The organism is Sphingobacterium sp. WM (assembly GCF_029542465.1).
In the GTDB taxonomy this organism is placed as follows: domain Bacteria; phylum Bacteroidota; class Bacteroidia; order Sphingobacteriales; family Sphingobacteriaceae; genus Sphingobacterium; species Sphingobacterium cellulitidis.
Genome location: NZ_CP120709.1, coordinates 1,705,748 through 1,725,316, shown reverse-complemented (window position 1 = coordinate 1,725,316; position 19,569 = coordinate 1,705,748). Strand labels below are relative to the sequence as shown.

Annotated in this window: 20 protein-coding genes; 7 read left to right on the top strand and 13 right to left on the bottom strand. The window is 33.1% G+C overall.

The features are described 5' to 3' along the window. Positions 1–127: 127 nt before the first annotated feature. The 5 genes from PZ892_RS07325 to PZ892_RS07305 form a co-directional block, all read right to left on the bottom strand. Positions 128–3,397: an SNF2-related protein gene (locus PZ892_RS07325; protein ID WP_277712613.1), complete on the bottom strand. Its 3,270-nt coding sequence runs from the start codon at positions 3,395–3,397 to the stop codon at positions 128–130. Then, entirely contained in the window at positions 3,390–4,817 is a 1,428-nt protein-coding gene (locus tag PZ892_RS07320; RefSeq protein ID WP_277712612.1) for an EH signature domain-containing protein, read from the bottom strand. The genes PZ892_RS07325 and PZ892_RS07320 overlap by 8 nt, the downstream gene beginning before the upstream one ends. Before the next feature lies 1 nt (position 4,818). Further along, a complete protein-coding gene (locus PZ892_RS07315) occupies positions 4,819–6,354 on the bottom strand; it encodes a hypothetical protein (RefSeq protein WP_277712611.1) in 1,536 nt (511 codons plus the stop codon). Beyond that, the gene (locus PZ892_RS07310; RefSeq protein WP_277712610.1) at positions 6,351–7,070 is read right to left on the bottom strand and encodes an OmpA family protein; all 720 of its coding nucleotides are present in this window, start codon (positions 7,068–7,070) and stop codon (positions 6,351–6,353) included. The genes PZ892_RS07315 and PZ892_RS07310 overlap by 4 nt, the downstream gene beginning before the upstream one ends. 144 nt (positions 7,071–7,214) lie before the next feature. Then, positions 7,215–7,445 (bottom strand): helix-turn-helix transcriptional regulator, encoded by a 231-nt coding sequence (locus tag PZ892_RS07305; protein ID WP_277712609.1) that lies wholly within the window; start codon positions 7,443–7,445, stop codon positions 7,215–7,217. A gap of 72 nt (positions 7,446–7,517) precedes the next feature. Between PZ892_RS07305 and PZ892_RS07300 the strand changes: the two genes are divergently transcribed. Next, positions 7,518–7,733 (top strand): hypothetical protein, encoded by a 216-nt coding sequence (locus PZ892_RS07300; RefSeq protein WP_277712608.1) that lies wholly within the window; start codon positions 7,518–7,520, stop codon positions 7,731–7,733. 73 nt (positions 7,734–7,806) lie between these two features. On the opposite strand, the gene PZ892_RS07295 is transcribed toward PZ892_RS07300, so the two are convergent. The 8 genes from PZ892_RS07295 to PZ892_RS07260 all read right to left on the bottom strand — a co-directional run bounded on the left by PZ892_RS07295 (position 7,807) and on the right by PZ892_RS07260 (position 13,220). Next, entirely contained in the window at positions 7,807–8,472 is a 666-nt protein-coding gene (locus tag PZ892_RS07295; RefSeq protein WP_277712607.1) for a hypothetical protein, read from the bottom strand. 2 nt (positions 8,473–8,474) lie between these two features. Next, complete coding sequence (locus PZ892_RS07290; protein ID WP_277712606.1) at positions 8,475–9,377, bottom strand: relaxase/mobilization nuclease domain-containing protein; 903 nt, start codon at positions 9,375–9,377, stop codon at positions 8,475–8,477. Beyond that, positions 9,358–9,690: a hypothetical protein gene (locus tag PZ892_RS07285; protein ID WP_277712605.1), complete on the bottom strand. Its 333-nt coding sequence runs from the start codon at positions 9,688–9,690 to the stop codon at positions 9,358–9,360. The genes PZ892_RS07290 and PZ892_RS07285 overlap by 20 nt, the downstream gene beginning before the upstream one ends. A gap of 88 nt (positions 9,691–9,778) precedes the next feature. Further along, positions 9,779–10,627 (bottom strand): hypothetical protein, encoded by an 849-nt coding sequence (locus tag PZ892_RS07280; RefSeq protein ID WP_277712604.1) that lies wholly within the window; start codon positions 10,625–10,627, stop codon positions 9,779–9,781. A gap of 93 nt (positions 10,628–10,720) precedes the next feature. Then, positions 10,721–11,653, bottom strand: coding sequence for an AAA family ATPase (locus PZ892_RS07275; RefSeq protein WP_277712603.1), 933 nt, complete (start codon positions 11,651–11,653; stop codon positions 10,721–10,723). Then, positions 11,650–11,958 carry a DUF3853 family protein gene (locus PZ892_RS07270; RefSeq protein ID WP_277712602.1) on the bottom strand — a complete coding sequence of 103 codons (309 nt, stop codon included), beginning with the start codon at positions 11,956–11,958 and terminating at the stop codon, positions 11,650–11,652. The genes PZ892_RS07275 and PZ892_RS07270 overlap by 4 nt, the downstream gene beginning before the upstream one ends. Before the next feature lie 366 nt (positions 11,959–12,324). Continuing rightward, entirely contained in the window at positions 12,325–12,822 is a 498-nt protein-coding gene (locus tag PZ892_RS07265) for a hypothetical protein (protein WP_277712601.1), read from the bottom strand. A gap of 20 nt (positions 12,823–12,842) precedes the next feature. Beyond that, positions 12,843–13,220, bottom strand: coding sequence for a hypothetical protein (locus PZ892_RS07260; protein ID WP_277712600.1), 378 nt, complete (start codon positions 13,218–13,220; stop codon positions 12,843–12,845). A gap of 182 nt (positions 13,221–13,402) precedes the next feature. Between PZ892_RS07260 and PZ892_RS07255 the strand changes: the two genes are divergently transcribed. From PZ892_RS07255 to PZ892_RS07230, 6 genes are all read left to right on the top strand, one after another. Continuing rightward, on the top strand, positions 13,403–13,963 hold the full coding sequence (locus PZ892_RS07255) for an outer membrane beta-barrel protein (protein ID WP_277712599.1): 561 nt from the start codon (positions 13,403–13,405) through the stop codon (positions 13,961–13,963). Positions 13,964–14,016: 53 nt separating this feature from the next. Continuing rightward, positions 14,017–15,024 carry a WYL domain-containing protein gene (locus PZ892_RS07250; protein WP_277712598.1) on the top strand — a complete coding sequence of 336 codons (1,008 nt, stop codon included), beginning with the start codon at positions 14,017–14,019 and terminating at the stop codon, positions 15,022–15,024. A gap of 72 nt (positions 15,025–15,096) precedes the next feature. Next, on the top strand, positions 15,097–15,720 hold the full coding sequence (locus tag PZ892_RS07245) for a hypothetical protein (RefSeq protein WP_277712597.1): 624 nt from the start codon (positions 15,097–15,099) through the stop codon (positions 15,718–15,720). A gap of 223 nt (positions 15,721–15,943) precedes the next feature. Next, positions 15,944–17,419, top strand: coding sequence for a class I SAM-dependent DNA methyltransferase (locus PZ892_RS07240; RefSeq protein ID WP_277712596.1), 1,476 nt, complete (start codon positions 15,944–15,946; stop codon positions 17,417–17,419). Between the two features lies 1 nt (position 17,420). After that, positions 17,421–18,599 (top strand): restriction endonuclease subunit S, encoded by a 1,179-nt coding sequence (locus PZ892_RS07235; RefSeq protein ID WP_277712595.1) that lies wholly within the window; start codon positions 17,421–17,423, stop codon positions 18,597–18,599. A gap of 29 nt (positions 18,600–18,628) precedes the next feature. Continuing rightward, positions 18,629–19,513 carry a DUF4238 domain-containing protein gene (locus PZ892_RS07230; RefSeq protein WP_277712594.1) on the top strand — a complete coding sequence of 295 codons (885 nt, stop codon included), beginning with the start codon at positions 18,629–18,631 and terminating at the stop codon, positions 19,511–19,513. Positions 19,514–19,569: the final 56 nt, after the last annotated feature.

Here is a 19,569-nt window from a genome sequence, read left to right as displayed (position 1 = left end):
CTAAGTTACGAATTTTCGCGTTTCAGACAGTCCGACTTTTCGGGAGGGTTACGCTGATAATCAATCAGTTACAGAATTTACACCCAAAACCACACCCAGTTTTGGGTGTTTTGTTATATAAATCTTTCTAAATATTTTTCAATCTCTGTGATTCGACTTTGATGATATCCTGTATTGTTATGTGGCTATTAATAATTAAATTTTCAAGATGTCCACGGTTTAGTAATGTTATGTCGTTAGACTTTGCTAAAATTGTTGCAGATGAACTGTAATCATTATTGGTTATTGTCAGCAATTTGAATTGCTCTTTAAATTTATCCTCGTAATATTTTTTTGCTGTACAAATTTCTTGTATCGCTTCATTACCAACTAAGGATTTTGTCTGTTTAGCTTGTATAAGATAATTTTCTCCGTTCTTTAAAACTACAACATCAACTCCTTTGTCGTTGGAATATGGTGTTAGATATACTTCAAAACCTTGTTTGTTATATAATGCTCCAATCGTTGCTTCAAACAAGTTTGGATTCAAACGGTCTATGTCAGTAATTGTCTGAACCTTTGGTTTACTTTCGGTTTTTGTTCCAAAAATATTTCCAAATAGTTCATCAGGTGTAATTTCTGCTTGTTCTGTTGGGAACAACGTATTACTTGCCAATGCTTTTTTGTTATTCAATAAGGTATCAAGAATTTCATCAAAAGATTTCATTCTGTTACCTTCTTCATCTTTCATATCATCAGGAAAAATTGCCATTGGATAGTAAACATAAACATCTTTTTGTTGCCCAATTCTATATGCTCTGTCTGTTGCCTGTTCCTCTTTTGCAGGATTCCAATGTCGAGTGTAATGAATGATGTGATTTGCTTTAGTAACGTTTAGTCCAACGCCTGCCGCAATAGGCGACATTATGATTACATTGAAGCCTTCCTCTTCTTGAAAACGGTCAATGGTTTGTTGTCGGCTTAGTTTGGATTTCCCTTCAAGTTGTTTTGTTGTAGGTGTATCTCCATTTATAATGCTCGTGAAAATTCCAAAAGTATCATAAACAACTTTCTGTAACATCTTTTGAGTTTCTCGCCTGTCTGCAAATACAATTACTTTTTCATTTTTGGATTTTATGTCTGCCAAAATCCCCACAGTAGTTTGTAGTTTAGACGAACTGTTAATAAGTTCATCGCTGGTAAAATTCAAAATTTGGCTTTCCAATAAATACGGGTGGTCTGAAATATCTCTAACTGCCCAAAGTGATTTCAGTTTTTGATTTCTTTTTTCTACACCTTCCAATTCTGAATTATTTGCCATTTCAATTTCCTGTTTGTATCGGTCTAATTGAACGGTAGGCATTATTTTTTTGATTCTTGAATTTTGATTATCGTGTTTTATAGGTAAATCTTTTGCAACATCGCTTTTTAATCTTCTTTTGATAAATACACCAATGTTGTTGCGAAGTTGTTCCGTTAATGCTTTAATGTCTGTATTTTCATCGCTCAATGGCTTTTGATATTCTTTTGCAAAATCTTTGGCATTCCCCAAAAGTCCGGGAACTGCAAAATCCATTAAACACCAAATATCAACGAGTGTATTTTCTACTGGTGTTCCTGTCATAGCGATTTTAAAATCGGCTTTGAGAGCTTTACTTGCATTGGTTATAAGCGTTCCTGGTGTTTTTATTTTTTGTGCTTCATCCAAAGCGATAACTGCAAAATCAACTAAACCCAAACTAATTTGGTACGACCTCAATGTTTCATAATTGGTTAGAATAATCTGTTTGAATTGTAGCCGTTTTGCGTCTTGCTGGTTTTGAATTGAATTGTTTTCTTTTGTTAATGATACACCGCCATACAACTTACATAATGGCAAATTCTGTGGACTGAAAAATTTCGCATATTCGTTTTCCCAATTTTCGAGCAAACTAACGGGTGCAACAATCAAGTAAGGTTTGTTATCATTGTAAGTTTGGCTGTGCCATTCTATGAAATACAAAAGTTGTAACGTTTTCCCTAATCCCATATCATCGGCAAGTAATCCGCCCGCAAAGTTTTCTTTGAACAAGGATTGTAGCCAAGAAATCCCTTCTTTTTGATGTTCTTTTAAACTAATGCCGTTATTCAAATTATGTATTTTGTAAAAGCTATGTTTCAAGTTTTCGGGCAATTCATTTCCGTTAGAAAACTCGGTTAGTTCTGCATTTTCTTTGATAATCAGAACTTCGTGGTCTGTTTTCTTTTCTTGTTTTATGAGTTTGTTTGGGTTTTCAAATTGCTTTTTTGCAGTCTTAATAAATTTTTCAGCATCTTCGATAGGAATTTCAGCATTTTCCCATTCAACAGTTTGCTTCTTTTCTTTTATGGCTTTTTCCTTTTGCTCAATAAAGTCATTGAGTTTTTCTGGCGTTTTGAAATAAATTTTCTTTTCTCCGTGAATTTTATCTTTTATTACAATTCCCGGGATCCATTGTGATTTATATGGGCTTGCAAAAGGGTAGAACTTCGGACTGTAAACGCCAATTTCCTTTACTCTATCGCTATAAAAAACAGTAAAATCAATTACATCATCATCAAAAAATAATTCGGGGTGTTCAATAATTTCCTGAATTGCTTCTTGATCTGAAATTTTCCTATTCTTTTTTATTTTTTGAAGTTCAGCTTTCTGACTTTCAGAAATAACCACTCTCGTTGTTTCTCCATTATTTGATGATACTGGATAAACATCACGAACCATTGGCAACTTGTCAAAAGTATTGGTGAAGCCAATTGCATTGTCAATTTCTATTGTTGGAATTATCTCAAAAAGTCCGTTATTAAAATCAACATCCAATTTTATTTTTTCAGGAATAAATAATTCCTGATTGTTTAGAAATTGTTCCAAAGTCAATCCGCTTTCTTTGGATAGTGTTTTTAATTCGGATAGCTTTTTTAGATTCGTTACATTTCCTTTTTCAACATCGGGTAAACTGTTAAATTCTTCAATAGCTTCACAAAGCAAATATTGATTTTCTGAAAGTAAGTATTCAGTTTGTTCAATTTTAATTATTGCACCGTTCCTGCTTATTTTTAATCTTGTTCCATTTGGTGCAAAATCGTAAAATCCATATTTGAACTTAAAGGAATTATGTGTTAAAGTTCCGTCTGATTCAACTAAAATTTCATAGGGATAACTGTTTGGTAATTCTAAAATTAGCTTATCTATGTCGTTTAGCTTTAAAATATCAATACTTTCAACTTCGCACGAGTTTTCCGTATAATCTGCTAATCCATTATCGTGTAACTCGTTTAGAATTGCAAGCTGTGATAAAAATTCTGATTGCAATTTTCCCCAATCCGAAACAGTTATTTTATTCCCTGAATTATGAAGGAAATAAAAAGAAAATTTTTTGTTTTTTTGTGTATATCTAAACATTTATCCCTGCTATATTTTTAAACCAATATTCAAATACTTGTTCCCAATTCAAGTCACCATCATTATGCGTTAAGCGACCTTCTCTGTTGGTGTCGTTAATACTATATCCAGAACGATAAACTAGCATAGGCATTGAACCATTCCTTAATTCATCTACACTTTCCAATCGATAGTTTAAATTTGGTTTATTTGTTCCGCTCATTTTGTAAGCATAGAAAGCATATCCTGCATCGCTAAATTCAATTAATATATAATCATTAATATAAAGTATAAACGCTGATACATCTCTGTTGCTAGAAACTGTTTGAAATCTACCGTCTAAATATTCAGTTATTCTATCATCTTGTTGAAGAATCCGTTTAGTTCTATTTGGACCATAAACCTTAAAGGAAACTCTATTTTTTGAGGCAATTTTAAGCCAAAAACGTTTTCTTCTATTATCATTAATACATACTCTAAAGAAAATATCAATGAATTGTTTTGCAATCCATTCATCGAGAATATTTCTCGCTTCAATAATTTCTCTGCGTTCCACTTCTGTTGCGTTGTCAAATGCTGCCCAATTGGAAACATTGCTTGGGTCGCCTATTTGAGTAAAGGCAATCTTTTTCACACTGTCTTGTAGAGTAGAAAATTCGGGCTTATTGGCTTGAATAATTATTTTACTGATTAACCTTTTGCTTGTTACTGAGCTATTGTGTTTTAATAAGACTTCATTCAGATTATCAATTTCACTTGATATATTATTTTTGTTTCTTTCGTAATAGGTTACAATAACTTTAGAGAAATAAGCATAGTCTAACCAGGATTCAGGCACACCTAATATTTTTGTAGCTTCTTGAATTGGCTTGTTAAGTTTTGCGATGGTGTCACCTAAAATTAAATCTCCATTTTTTGTGTTGAAAAATCTTTTGTTGATTTTGAATGAAGTTAATGCACTCCTATTGCCTGAATAACTGTCTAATTTTTGGCTGATGAAATTTTCTAATTGCTCTATTGATTTTAGAAACTTTGTTTCCCAATTTTTCAAAAAGCAATCTATTAAACCAACTAAAAATGAATCACGCCAGTTTGACTCTAATAATGTCAAAGCATATTTCAACTCATTTTCATTACTGAAAATTTTAGTCAAATTTTGTTCTGCATAATTTAAAGAATAGGTAAGCGTTCTTAATTCTCTGCGTTCAAAATCTGTATCGTTATTATGGATAGATTTTTTGAATTTTCTAAAAACTTGTGGAATAAGATTGTTCCCTGAAAATGAAAAAGAATTTGCCCCAACTTCTTCTGTTATTTTTTGAAGTTTGTCAATTCGATGGTCATTCAACGATTTAAGCGTAATGGGAATAATCTTTTGTGCCGACTGCTGAAATGTAGTCGGTGAAAAATGAAATTGTAATATGTCTTGTGTTGTTGGCATATTAGTTTCTTCTTCCGTTCAATTTGCTTAGTTGTTCAGTCAACTCTTCCAAAATATCTTCTTGCTTTGATGAAGCTCCTGCAAGTGATTCTGCTGTTTTAGTTAAGGCATCGGTGTACTTTCCTAAATACGTTTCAAGACTTTCTCTCACCGTTGTTTGATAGCCTCTTAGTCCTGTGTCAAGGTCTGCAAATACTTTTGACAGTCCTTTTTCAATAATTTCAAACTTCTGTGCATAATCAGTAGAAACACTTTTTGCTATTTCCAAAGATTTTTGAATTTCAGCGATAGTGTTTGAATTATTTTGTAGGAATTGGTTTGAATGTTTTGAAAATTCGTTTTGTGATTCTCCAAACTTGCTTGATGATGTGTTTATTTCCTGCGAAACATTTCTGAAAGTTGAAATAACCTTTTCCAATTCTGTTTGAGCCTGATTAAGCTTTGAAATGCTACCGTTTACTTCGGTAGAAAGTCCATTCATTTTTTCAATGCTTGTATTAAAAGCACTCAAAAGATTTTCGGAAACTTGTAAGTTTTTAGACTGTTCAGTAAGTAAAGTTTGTTGTCCTGATTGCAAATCTCCGACTTTGCTTCGTAGTATTTCGCTCATATCCTCTACCTGCTTTCTCATTTGATTAGTTGATTCTTCTGATTGAGAAAGTGTTTGCTTAGAAATTTGTTGTACAACTTCTTGTAGTTCTCTAAAGTTTTCATTGAGGTTGTCGGTCATATTTTGCAATTTCAAAGGGAAGTCGGTTAAAGAACCGCCTGCTTGTCCAAGCAATCCTGCCAAACGTTCCATTTCATTTTTAGTATCTCCGCTCATTGAAGTTTTAAATTCTTCAATCATTTTGCCCATTGATTCCTGCAATTCCTTTACAATATTTTGGGTCATATCTGTTGCAGGGTCTTTAAGTTTGTTGCCTAAACTTTCGATTTCTGCTTTTAATAATTTTAGTTCTGCTACAACACCTTCGGTTGGGTTATTTAAAATTTGTTCAAAACCAGCTGAAATGGTTAATGCCAAATCACTTGAAAATGTTTGCAAAGAAGTTGATTGCTTTTGGGATTCCTTGTAAATATCTCGAAATACATTTCCAGGCTTAATCGTATTCCCATTCTCATCAGTAGAAGTAAGTTCATTTCTTAATTCTATGATTGATTCAATTAATTTATTAATGGCATTGGTTTCATCACTTAAAACTCCTTTCTCATTTTTGTTTTTAATAAAAGAAATCCGTTTTGAAAAAATTATGGAAAGAGCAATCCCAAAAATCGAAGCAAAAAAAGCGGTTTTTAATCCCTTGAGTAATGTTGGAATACTTTTTTCTATGTCCTCTGGATTAAAGAACCAAAGTCCATAAGCAATACCGCCAAATGTTCCCAAAATCCCAATAGTGGTAAACATTGAGGGAATTAACTCCAAATCGTTTTGGTTCACTTGTGAGTAATCTTTCTTCGCTATATTAAGAACGTAGATTCCATAAATTAGATATGAAATCAGCCCTATTGCTATAATTATTTCAACTATGTTCATTTGTCATCAATATTTTTAAGTGCTTCGTTAATGATTGCTTCGCTTGTGGTTACTATTCTAAATTCAACCCTTCTTGATTTGTCGTTGTCAATCGGTTGTTTGCTATCAAAGGAAAGTTTGTAATCATTATCAACAGTCCGACCATAAGATAAACCGTTTGCAGTAAGCCAATATTGCAGTCTTTCTTGTTCCGTTGGTTGCAAGTTTTTAAAGCAATCTTGCGAACGAAGAAACGCTAATACATTTCTTCCTCTGTCTTGCGAAAGTTTCATATTGTCAATGTACGGGTCGCTTGTTAAGCCGATTGGCTTTGTGTCTGTATGTCCTTCGATTCTGATTTCAGCAATTTTGTCTTTGTATTTTTCCTGCAATACAACAGATAAATATTTTGGAAGGAAATCCGTTAAGATAGTTTGAAAATGTGGGGTAATATCAGACTTCCCAGTCTGAAAAAGCACTTGTGGATTTGTAAATTTTATAGAAAGGTCATTGTCGAGTTTTAAATCCCATTTCGCAAAATCGTCTTTAAATGCTTGGTTTAACTCATTGTACAATGCAATTTTTGATTCTTCATAATCTTTGAATATTTGGTTTTGCTCCTTTTGGCGTTTTTCCATTAGTGACATATATGAAATAGACATAAACAGAAAAATGACCATTAAAACGGTCATAAGGTCGGCTAATGGAATCCAATGGCTTTCATGTTTAGAAGACATAAATCAAATATTTAGGCAAAATACTATAAATGGTTAAAGTGAAAGTGTTATAAAAACACACTTAGATTTGCGTAAATATAATAAAACCAATAATATTAATAAATTGCAATATGCATTTTATAATTATTATTAAATTAATATGCTCTATGGCAATAAGTCCACGTACTCACATTCGAGGATTTGTTTTAATTTGACAAGCATATTTAGATTATATTTAGCTCTGTCTTTCGAGCTTTCCACATGACCAATAAAGCCAGCTGATACATCTAAAACATGAGCTAGTTGAGCTTGTGAAATTCCCTTTTCGGTTCTCAACTTCTTTACTCTCTCTATTAAATAGATCTCAACTTCGGTTGCATGTGGCTTATTTTCCATACATGCAATTAATAAAAGTTAAATTCCAAAAACACCGCTACATGTGTCAGTAAAATTTACTATATTTATATTATGAAATGGATATTTTGGTTTTTTATAGTAAATTTTATAAGCGTGATTGCAGCTTTCCAATCACTTTTTGCTAACACAAACAAAGGGTTTATATTCGCTCTTATAGCTTGGGCTTTATTAATTTGGGCTTTTAGAAAAGATCAAAAGAAAAAGCAGGAAGATCGTAATAGAAAGCGAATGCTTGATGAGTACTTACGTAGAAATCTCCAAAAGTAAAATTTTACAGATATTCTGTTTAAAGTATAAAAAAGCCCAAAGGATTTACACCTATGGGCTACGAAAGCGACTATTATTGTTTATCTAATTCTATCAATTCACGTTGCTTTTGCAGGACACTCCATTTAAGCCTTTGCTCCTCTTCTCGCTTTATAACTTTTGAATCAAATCTTTCAGAATCTATCGTATATAACGAATCTATAGACTTGGCAACATGGGGAAGTTCTAGACCTATCATCCGATAACGCATTTCATATGATTTTGCTCTATTCAATTGATGATTTATTAACCATATTTGGCCAAAGCTAAATAATGCAATACAGGTAATTATTGATAATATAGCTACTACACTCATTGATTTATAATCCAAGCTGTGCTTGTTGTGAATGAGTGTTTTAGTTGGAATCTGTCGTACAGAATTAATCAAAGATTTTTCAGCAAGTTCGATTTTCTTAACTCCCTCATCAATAGCGTCATCAATAATTGGGGTGAAATTTTTATATTGCTCAATAGTTAGTATAAAAGGTTGTAAAAACTTCACAAAATCTACAAGAGATTTCTCTCTTACATCGATCACTTTGATTAATCTTTGCATCTCACTTTCTAGTTCTTTTGATAAACTCGTGTTTTTCTTAATCAATTCATCAATTACTGGTGCCACATTAAGCAATTCTCGCTGTAATGCTTCAATAGTGTTATTTAATGATATAAGTGTATTTTCTAAATTATTATTATCCATTTTTAAAATTTCCTTTTACGTTTACGCTTATTAATATTTTCATCTTCTTCAGGTGCTACTCCAATTGAAGGTAGGTGCAGCTTTATTAAAGAATCAGATTGTGACTTAGTCTGCAATTCATGGTTTGGGTCAGATATTTGATCTATAGAATTATTAATTGAATCAACTTTAATTCCTTGATCAAAAACTTTATTAATTTTATCATACGACAAATCACGACCTAACTCAGACCCTTTAAATCGAAACTCTCCTTTAGCAAAAGATACACCCTGAATTTCATCGCTCTTTCCTTTGATCTTAAATTCAACCGTAATTCCTTTAGTGTTCAAATAGCGGTTTAGCTCATTCCAATTTTTACAAGGATTATTACCATGTATAGCCTGACGCAGATAATATGTTAACTCCTTCTTAGTTTGATAAAACTTATTCTTGGAATCTGTAAATGGACTATTTTGATGCTGTTGCTTGAATTCATATTTAAGATTAATCTCACGTATTGCTTTTAGAGATTTTAATTTGATATAGCTTTCATCCAACTTTTTATTACCTAAACTATTTTTCGAAAAAATGATATGACAGTGGGGGTGTTTACGGTCCTCATGTCGAACCACTACTAATCCAGTATCTCTAATTCCTAATTTCATTAGATAATCTTGTGCAATCATTCGCATAATATCATCTGATAGTTTATTATTCCAATCTTTTGAAAAAGAAAGTACGATATGACCTAAAGGATTTTTAATCCTATCATTACATTGAGCCAAAGTTTTCAACTGAAGAGCGATAAATTTACTATCTCCCAATCGAACGTTTTCAGTGTGTATAATCTTGGATTGATCTCGATTCAATACATAGTCCAATGAAGCTGAAAATCCAGATTTTGAATTAATTATTTTTGCTATCATGATTTAGGATTTTATGTATATAATGATCAATATGATCCAAAGTATTTTCCAATCTAATTACCAAATTGGGATCTTTACTTTGCGTATGAAGGGCTTTAGCAGCCTGATTCATATTGTTAGCTAAATTATATAGTCTGGACATGAATTGACGTTCTTCGTCAGAAAAATTCGGTTTAATTTCCTTCTTAAAACAAGCCGTTCTAACATATCGGCTTAACGTCATATTGCATTGATTAGATATAGATTTTAATTTATCAAAATCAGTTTCACTTAGTCGAATTACTAATTTCTTATTTAATATTTCTTTTTTCATTCTTTAAAATTTTAAGAGACCAACGGGATTACAAATGACTGATCAAATTTTATTTGTTCAGTCATTTGTACATCTTGCAAATACTAAACTATCTACCTTTATTTAGATTCATACGCTTAAGCGCTTCAATCATTTTATTCATTGCCACTAATGATTCGTTCAAGTCTACGTATCCATCGTATATAATTGAAAAATCAAATGCATGAGGAAACTCTTCTAAGATTAATTTAGTAGCATTCATACTAACATTATCTCTATCTAGAAAAAGTTGAATAGATTTATAGTTATCAGCATATTTAGAAATATATGGCGCATTGTTAATAGAGTTCAGCACTAACACATCACCTTTCAAAAGTTCATGATCATTACCATTAAATTTTTGGAAGTAGGACAACATAGAGAACATCCCCTCAAAGACTTGCAGCTTATCATAACCATGTTTAAAATAAGATTCTCCGCTACCGATTTTACCTTTGAAAAACTTATTTCGAACTGAGAATGAATTCTCATTTACAGTTGGCAAACCAATAGCAAAAAAGCTTTTTGTACCATTACTGTAATAAACTTCAGTACAGTAACGACCAGCAACATCAATATCAATGTATCTTGATAAAAGATATTTATTCAAAATCGGATTAGTTCCAATTGTCTTTTGCGCTAATACTTTTATTTTTCTATTAGCCGCACTACTTTTAACTTGGGTATTATCTAGTTTTGGAATAAACAAAGTTTCCACTTCATTCATTAATTCTTTCAACTTCTTTAAACCACCGCCTACTCCTGTTCCAAAATCCATAAATACATCTCCTTGAACTTTCATTGATGGTGTACGATCTTTACGATAGGGTGCATGATACATGCTATAATTTCTATATTTACGAGCTGGGGATATCCCTTTCGAAGACAAATAGTCTTCAATTATATTATTGTTATTCATGAAATTTTAAGATTTTTCGTAGTATTCGTAACCCTCGTAATTTTTCCGAATTACGAATGTTACGAGAATTACGAGCCTACAATCAGTTTACAATTAATTATTTGCTTTCTCCAACCAATTACGAATTGTACCTTCACTCCTACCAATTTGTCGTGCAATTTGGACGTTACTCATTCCTCTTGATTTTAATTGAAGTACTTCTTGAATTTTATCTTCATAACTACTCGACTCCTGAGCTTTAAGTAAGTCTCTTTCGTTCTGATATCCGATTTCTGATAAACCTAAAAATCCGCTTCGAGTGGTAAGTTCACATACTAACACATTTTCCTCATCATAAACTAATTCCCCACTCCTAACTTTTAACTGTTTGATGTATCGAATATTCTTGTCGTAGGCTGAGCGTCCGATGGTAAATACAGAATCAGCGAAGTTTGACTTCATTTTTGATCCCTGAAGGTCGTTCAAACTAATTGGCTTCCATTCATCTACTTTCTTATTATGCTCAAGGACTAAAAAAGTTATTCCTTGTTCGAATTTCATAGCTGACAATGCGTTCATGATCGGAATCGTACTCTTAGCAGAATCAGTTGAACCTGAAACAACTTTTGTCATATTATCAATGATAACTACCTCAGCACTAAATTCTTGAATTCGATCTCTTAAAGAACTAATAAAAAAGTCTTCATAAGCAATATCTTCAGGTAACTCCTTTAAAATTTCATAAGTCGCTCTGTAAAAATTAGCTGGAAAACTAAAGTGCTTACCCTCATCATTGCGATACCTCTTTTCAAATTGTTTATCTGTCAATTCGAGATCTACATACAATAGTTTGTACTTTTTAGCTATATAAATTGCTATCATCACACTCAATGCAGTTTTTCCGATTCCTGTATCCGCAAATAAAATCGTAATCTCTCCTTGAACTATAAGTGGAGCGTATAAAAAAATAGGATCGGGCAACAAAGCTGCATCAGCAAGTGTTTGGTTAGCAGATTTTATTGCCAATAAATTGAATTTATTTGTCATAAAAACCTCCTTTTTTTATTTCTCGAATAGTTCTGAAATAATGACAAGGCTTTCTTTACGTCAATAATAATCGTACGCTGATCTTGATCAATAGCATCTTTGATTATGCCATCCTTTAATTGTTGTGCTTTAGATTTAGAACAGCCAAAAATTCGCATTATACCCTGAAGACCATATTCATATTCAGGAATAGTCTCAACTATTGTTTCCTTAGGAATTTGTTTAACTGCTTCCGTTTGAAGAGCTATCAACTCCTCTCCTGTCATCATAGCGACAGGCTTTTTTAATAATGAATGTATATCCATTCTTTTAAAATTTAACGTTTAGAAATAGCTGTGTACAGCAGCCTGTTACTTTCGTTCTAGAACACGTTATAAAGGTAGAGTAAATCTCAGGTGCAGAGGAGTGCAGTAATTTGGTATATTGAAAATTATATCACTTAATACCAACGCTTTAAATAAATATATTTAGAAAAAAAGTGCACCTAAGGTGCAAGGTTCTCTAAAAACATCAAATAATATTTTTAAGCGTCGAATGTTGGAAAATATAAACACAAAAAAGCCCCAACATTATAAATATTGAGGCTTTTAAAGCTAAAAAAATAGTATTCGATTTAGCATTAGGAGTTTAACTACAATTAATACTAAATTAATCGAAATTCCTATATCACATTAATTCAATAAAGCTTTACGTCGCTCTATTTCAGCTTGAAGACTATTAAACCACTCACTATAAACCTGTGGCTCATAGATCATCTTTTCCTTCACATCTTTATTCACCGTACCCCAATAACCATTAGAGCTCGTTTCTGCACCCTCATAAAGCGTTATCTTAACCTCGCAAACCTCCTTATTTATAGCTTCTATATAGATCATAACCTTTGACGTATTCGCATCCTTCGAGGTGCCTACCAAAAAGCGTTGCATAGCCGCATTTTTGTTCTCTATACGTTTTGAACCATTTATCAAACCTGTTTCCTTGTCTGCACGATCTACTATATAACTTTCCGATTGTAGCAAGCTAATAACCGATTTAAATATCAAGTCATGATCTGACTCAAATTGCTTGGTCGTCATCATTTTCACCTCTGTAGGCGATTTAGTAACCATCTGTGTTGCACATGAACTAAACAACAATACAACGCCCAATAGATATAAAATTCTTTTCATAATGTATGTGATAATATGTATTAAAATGCTGTAGAAATAACCGAGTAATCATAAACTACATCCTGGTCATCGAACGTAATAATCAAATCAAATGAGCGACTACTACTGCTTTGACTTGCCCGTTGTCCAGTGAAGAAATCTGTCGATCCTGCTTTCTGTTCAACCGACATTCTATTGTAGCTCCAAACCTCACGATTCGATTTGTTTTTTAAAACTAGATTAGGTGAACCAAATAATTTAATAATCTCGTCTTGCGTTGTAGTACCCTTTACTATTTTGCTCTTCACAATACCCATAGTAAGGTTACTCTTTTCCGCAGTTCCTTCTGTGCCATACTTGTAACTATTACAAGAAATCAAACTCAGCACGATCAAACCAGTTAGTAGTGTTTTAATCATTATACAATTTTATATTTTCATAATTAGCTTATATTACAGCTGCCCGTAATATTCAGTCTTAAACTTGAACAAAGAAATAAACCAATTGTGAAGCCTATGTTCACTGATAAAATAATCCAATGAACATACAGTGCACTGAAATCGTACATCTTTGGAAATATTAATCTTTAAAACTTCAATCAATGAAAAGAAAAATTATGACTACAGCACTTTTAGCTGTATTATTCACGTCTGCATCTGCTCAAATGACTCGTGAACGTAATGGCTATATTGGTATCAATATTGGACCTTCTTTCCCAACTGGCGAGTTGAAAGCTGATGGACTAGCTAAAACTGGCCTAAATCTTTCACTAATTAATTTTGGTTACATTATATCCAGCAATTTTGGTATAGCAGCAAAATGGTCGGGCAACTCTCACCAAATCGATGACTCAGGTGAATATTGGGGTTATGGAACGTTGATGGCAGGTCCTTTATATTCTACTCCGATCAGTAATAATACCGAATGGGATCTTAGAGGATTAATTGGATTTGGAACAGCTAGTCTTGATACAGATTATGTAAAATATTCTGGTAATGGATTAGCTTACAGTATAGGCACAGGAATACGTAATAACTTTGCTAAAAAATGGGCACTAACTGTTAACCTAGACTACTTAAATTGTAAGCCGAAAGGTGATTTTTCAGGTGACAAATTTTCTGCTGTTGATTTATCGATTGGAATTGCATATCGTATAAAATAAATATATTAGTGCGTTTGTTTAACAACTAACAAACGCACAATTTATAACCAATCATGGCCACAAATAAACATGCACTAATTAGATACGAAGCTTTAGACAGATGCTTTTCAAATAAAGGCCGAAAGTTTTTTATTGAAGATTTAATACAATACGTATCCAATGCCTTGTATGAATATACAGGCTCTAACGCTACCATATCGAGAAGACAAATCTTTAAAGACATCAACTTCATGCGTGATGTAGCAGGATTTAATGCACCCATTATTGCAATCAAAGAAGGCAAAAGAGCGTATTATAAATACGAAGACAGTAATTACTCCATTGCCCTACAACAAATAAATCCTATCGAAGCTGAATTACTTAAAAATGCACTGGAGATATTGAAGAGATTCAAGGGGATACCCCAATTCGAATTTATTCAAGAGCTAAGCTTAAAACTGAAAAAATCATTCCACTTAGAAGAACTCGACCATATCATCTTCTTTGATCAAAATGAATACCTCAAGAACCTAGAATATTTAGCTCATCTTTTAAAAGCTATACAAGATAAAGATGTTATACAGGTTAACTACAAATCTTTCAACCAACTGCAAAGTGAAGAATTCATTTTCCACCCATACTTTCTAAAGCAATACAACAAACGTTGGTTCCTTATTGGGCAGCGAACAGAATTCGATACCTTGACGACTCTAGCCCTGGATCGTATTATTTCATTTCAAAAAGCTTACGACCAAACCTTTGTCCCTATCAAAGAAGATCCCGAAGAATACTTTGAAGATGTCATCGGTGTCAGCAAACCAATGGATGCTGAAGCACAGAAAGTGAGAGTGAAATTATCGAAAGCCATCTGGCTATATGTTGAGTCCAAGCCAATTCACCCTTCACAAAAAGTTGTACAACGTGAAGAGGAATTCCTAACAATCGAGTTAGAGATAATTCCCAATTACGAATTTTATTATCTTATGCTAGGCTTTGGTAATGCTGTCGAAGTAATAGCTCCATCCGATGTAAGATTACAACTAAAGGAAAAGATTGAACAAACCTGGAAACTATACACTTAACATCTTCTGTGAACATATAGTGCACAAATCACCTTTATATTTGTTCATATAATTGAATCAATATTTAGAATTATGATTGAATTTAAAAATAGAGACCTAAAGTTTGAGGTAGAAGATCACCTTTTTTGGATGTATCGAGTAACATACGAGATCGAAATGCATATTAATGCCGTTATTTCATTAGAAAGATTAATTTCAGCGAACTTATTATTTAGTGACATCAGCTCTGATTTGATTTTTTATCACAATGAATTAGCTCTAATTCGAACTGCCTTTATTCTGAAAAACAAAACTAGGGGTGATGAAAAACACTCTTTATTAGGATTGCAGAACTTTCTAGACGGTAAGCAAGTAAAAACCAATCATAATTCCATTAAAAGCATATTTGAAAAAATTTCCTCATTTTATCACACCTACCAAGCGGATATAGATATGCTAATCAAAAAGCGTGATGCTGAGGCTCATGAATTTAAGGTTGGAAAGCAAATCAAAATTTCAAATGATAATCCTATCAGTTTAATCAAGCAACTAAATATTGTTAAAGAGGTAAGAGCAATCATCACAGAACTATACATGTTGCTATTCCAAAGAGATTTACCTCTAAATTTACACTACCCGATTGATCTATACAGTAAAATATACAAACACAGTATAGGAATAATCGCCTCAGAAGTACAAGTACAATATTCAACTTAAAATATTTAAGCAACATCTAGATTGCCACGTCGTGCCTCCTCGCAATGACGAACGCAAACAACGTCATCACGAGCCAAACAAACCAATCTCTTCCAACTAGCAATCCAAATAGTTTGAATAATTGCCTATCTTTAACCCTATAAATGTTTCCTATTTGCAACATACGGAAACTCGCCAAATTAACTTTAGTTTTTTTTTGACTTTAAATTGTTGATTTTAAAACATGATCACCGGAGAATTAAAATCCCAAATAGATAAAATATGGAATGACTTCTGGACCGGAGGTATTTCAAACCCATTAACTGTAATCGAACAGTTTACATACTTGATTTTCTTAAAACAACTCGATGACAGACAAATCACCATCGACAAAGAAAAGCAATTGCTTGGCGCATCAAAGAAAAAAGACATCTATACCGAAGCGCAAAAACCACTGCGTTGGTCTTACTTCAAAGAGCTAGATCCTGAGCGAATGATAGAAATATTTCGCATACCGCAGACAGACATAGACAATCTTACGGCATTCGATTTTATGCGTACCCTTGGTGCTTCTGGCGGCAAATTCTCCGAATACATGAAAGGTGCTACCTTCATGATTGATTCGCCGACACTACTCGACAAAGTTGTCCAACAAATCGATAAACTTCCGCTTAATAATCGCGATACCAAAGGCGATCTATACGAATACATGTTGAGCAAAATTGCCGAAGCCGGTACCAATGGTCAGTTTCGTACTCCGCGCCACATCATCCGTATGATGGTTGAAATGATGCAACCTCAGCAAGACGACACCATCTGCGATCCAGCAATGGGAACTGCAGGCTTTTTAGTTAATGCGGCTGAATACATCCAAGAAACAAACGAAGACTGGTTCCTAGACAAAAATTTCCGTGAACACTACTACGGTAAAATGTTTAACGGCATGGAGATAGACCCATCTATGTTACGTATTGCTTCGATGAACCTTCAATTACATGGCATTGAAAACCCGGTGCTATACTCGGGATCCGCATTAGCTGAACGTAACGATATTAACGCGCAATATTCACTTATTTTAGCTAATCCGCCTTTCAAAGGTGCGTTAGATAGCAACGAAGTAGAAAACTCGTTGCTGAAAATGACCAACACCAAGAAAACGGAGATCCTATTCCTTAGCCTTATGCTGCGCATGATGACGCTAGGTGGTCGTGCTGCAGTGATCGTGCCCGATGGCGTACTTTTCGGCTCTTCAACGGCACACAAAGCTATCCGCAAAGAACTCGTTGACAACCAAAAACTTCAAGCGGTCATCTCGATGCCTTCAGGCGTATTCAAACCCTATGCAGGGGTATCTACCGCGATTCTCATCTTTACCAAAACCAATTCAGGTGGTACAGACAAAGTTTGGTACTACGATATGAAAGCAGACGGATACAGCTTAGACGATAAACGTAACGCTATTCAAGCAAACGACATTCCCGACATCATTGCCCGATACAAAGACCTGGACAATGAAGCAGCTCGTACACGTACCGAACAATCTTTCTTTGTTCCTGCCGATGAGATACGCGCCAATGCCTACGACTTGAGTATCAATCGCTACAAAGAAGTAGTCTACGAAGAGGTTTCTTACGAATCTCCTTCGACTATTTTAGAGCAGATCGAGCAAATCGACAGCGAGAGACAGAACCTAATTTCTCAACTTAAAAATTTATTGTAGTATGTGGGAAAAAGTTAAGTTGGGGACTCTATGTAAAATGAATAGTGGAGGAACTCCTTCAAGGAGCAAAGCAGCTTATTATGAGAATGGAGATATTCCTTGGGTAAAGATTTCAGATATTGAAAATGCCATAGGTGGAATAATTTATGACACCGAAGAAAAAATAACAACGGAAGGTCTAAAATCAATTAACAATCGGATTTTTAAACCCGGTACACTTTTACTAGCAATGTACGGTTCTGTAGGGAAAGTTGCATTTATAAAAAAGGAAATGTCAACGAATCAAGCAATTTTAGGTATAAATATCTTAAGAACTGATTTACTTAGTTATAAATATCTGAAATTATGGTTCACTACAATCAAAGAAAACCTTTCAAATAGAGCTGTCGGAGGAGTTTTAAAAAATATTTCATTAGGAATCGTCAAAGACCTCGAAATCCCACTTCCTCCACTTCAAATCCAAGAGCGAATTGCTGAAATATTGGATAAAGCGGACGAATTACGTCGTAAAGATAAAGACCTGCAAGAAAAATACGACCAACTAGCAAAAGCCATTTTCATCGACATGTTCGGCGATCCAGTCAAAAACGATAAAGGTTGGGAAAAAGGGACAATTAGAGATCTAGTGCAAGAAGTTAAATACGGCACAAGTTCACCTGCTGAAGAAAATGGTTCATATCCTTATTTAAGAATGAATAATATTACTTATGAAGGGTATTGGGATTTTTCAAATCTAAAGTATATAAATGCTACTGATACAGATTATGCTAAGTATGGTTTAGAATATAATGATTTAATTTTCAATAGAACTAATTCTAAAGAATTGGTAGGTAAGACGGCTCTATACAAAAGCTCTGAAAGAGTTATTATTGCAGGTTATTTAATACGTGTCAGAGTAAATAGTCTTGCTCATCCTGACTATATTTCTGCTTATCTTAATTCTAGTCATGGGAAAAAGACTCTGGCAAATATGTGTAAAAATATTGTTGGTCAAGCAAACATTAATGCTCAAGAACTTCAAGATATAAAAATACTTATTCCACCGCTTTATCTTCAAGAAGAATTTGCAAAGAAAATAGAATTGATTAACGAATTGAAAGCAAAAGTTAATGCTGAAAAATCCGAAGAGCTTTTCCAATCTCTTCTCCAAAAAGCTTTCAAAGGCGAGCTAGTAAGTTAATCTTGCTAACTCATACCCATAAAATTATCATGCAAATAACAAAAGCACAGCATTTTGTATGGAGAAAATATTTGGAAAACTGGTGTGTAAATAAGCAGCTATTCACTAAAGATCTAAGTACTGGGAAAACTTTTAATGTCAACCCAAAAAATCTTCTTAAAGAAAATTACATTTACAGAATACCAATTCTAACTGTAAATGAATTAATTGAAATAGAAGCATATGTAAAAAAATTATCAAACAACTCAGCGAAAGATTTAAACCTTATATTTTTTAAAATTATTAAAGATTTAGCATTACTCAATTTTGTAACAGCAAATAATAAAAATTTTGATATTACCCCTTACGAAAAGAATGGGTTAGAAGATTTTTATACAAAAATTGAAAATTATGGCAAAGAGTTAATTGAAATTACTTCAATTTTAGAATTAGAAAGATTACTTAAAAGTCATCAAGACAAAATATTAACTTTCATTCTTTTTCAATACATGAGAACTCAAAATATGAGAAATAAATTAAGGGCTTTAATAATTCGTGACTCAGAAAATATCAGACTCGCTAAAGAATTATTAACTCCCATAATAATAGCCAATAATATCCTTTGTGCTACTAATAATTCTGTAAAGTTTAAAATTTTAAATAATCAAACAAATACAACATTCATAACTTCAGACCAACCAGCTAGTAATCTTAAGAAAGATCAGGTAGATGAACATGAAAACGTAGAAGAATTAGTGGTCATGTATCCATTAAATCCCAGAATGCTATTAATTATCGACTTTAATTGTGATAAGACAAACATTGAAATTGTGACATGTGACATAGAGACAATATTGTATTACAACAATCAAATAGTATTTAATGCTAATAAATTTTTGATCAGCAGTGAAAGCGCAATATTGAATAGTATTTGATAATCATTGTTGTTACACACTATTAGGTACAAGATTCATTCTAATAAATAATGAAA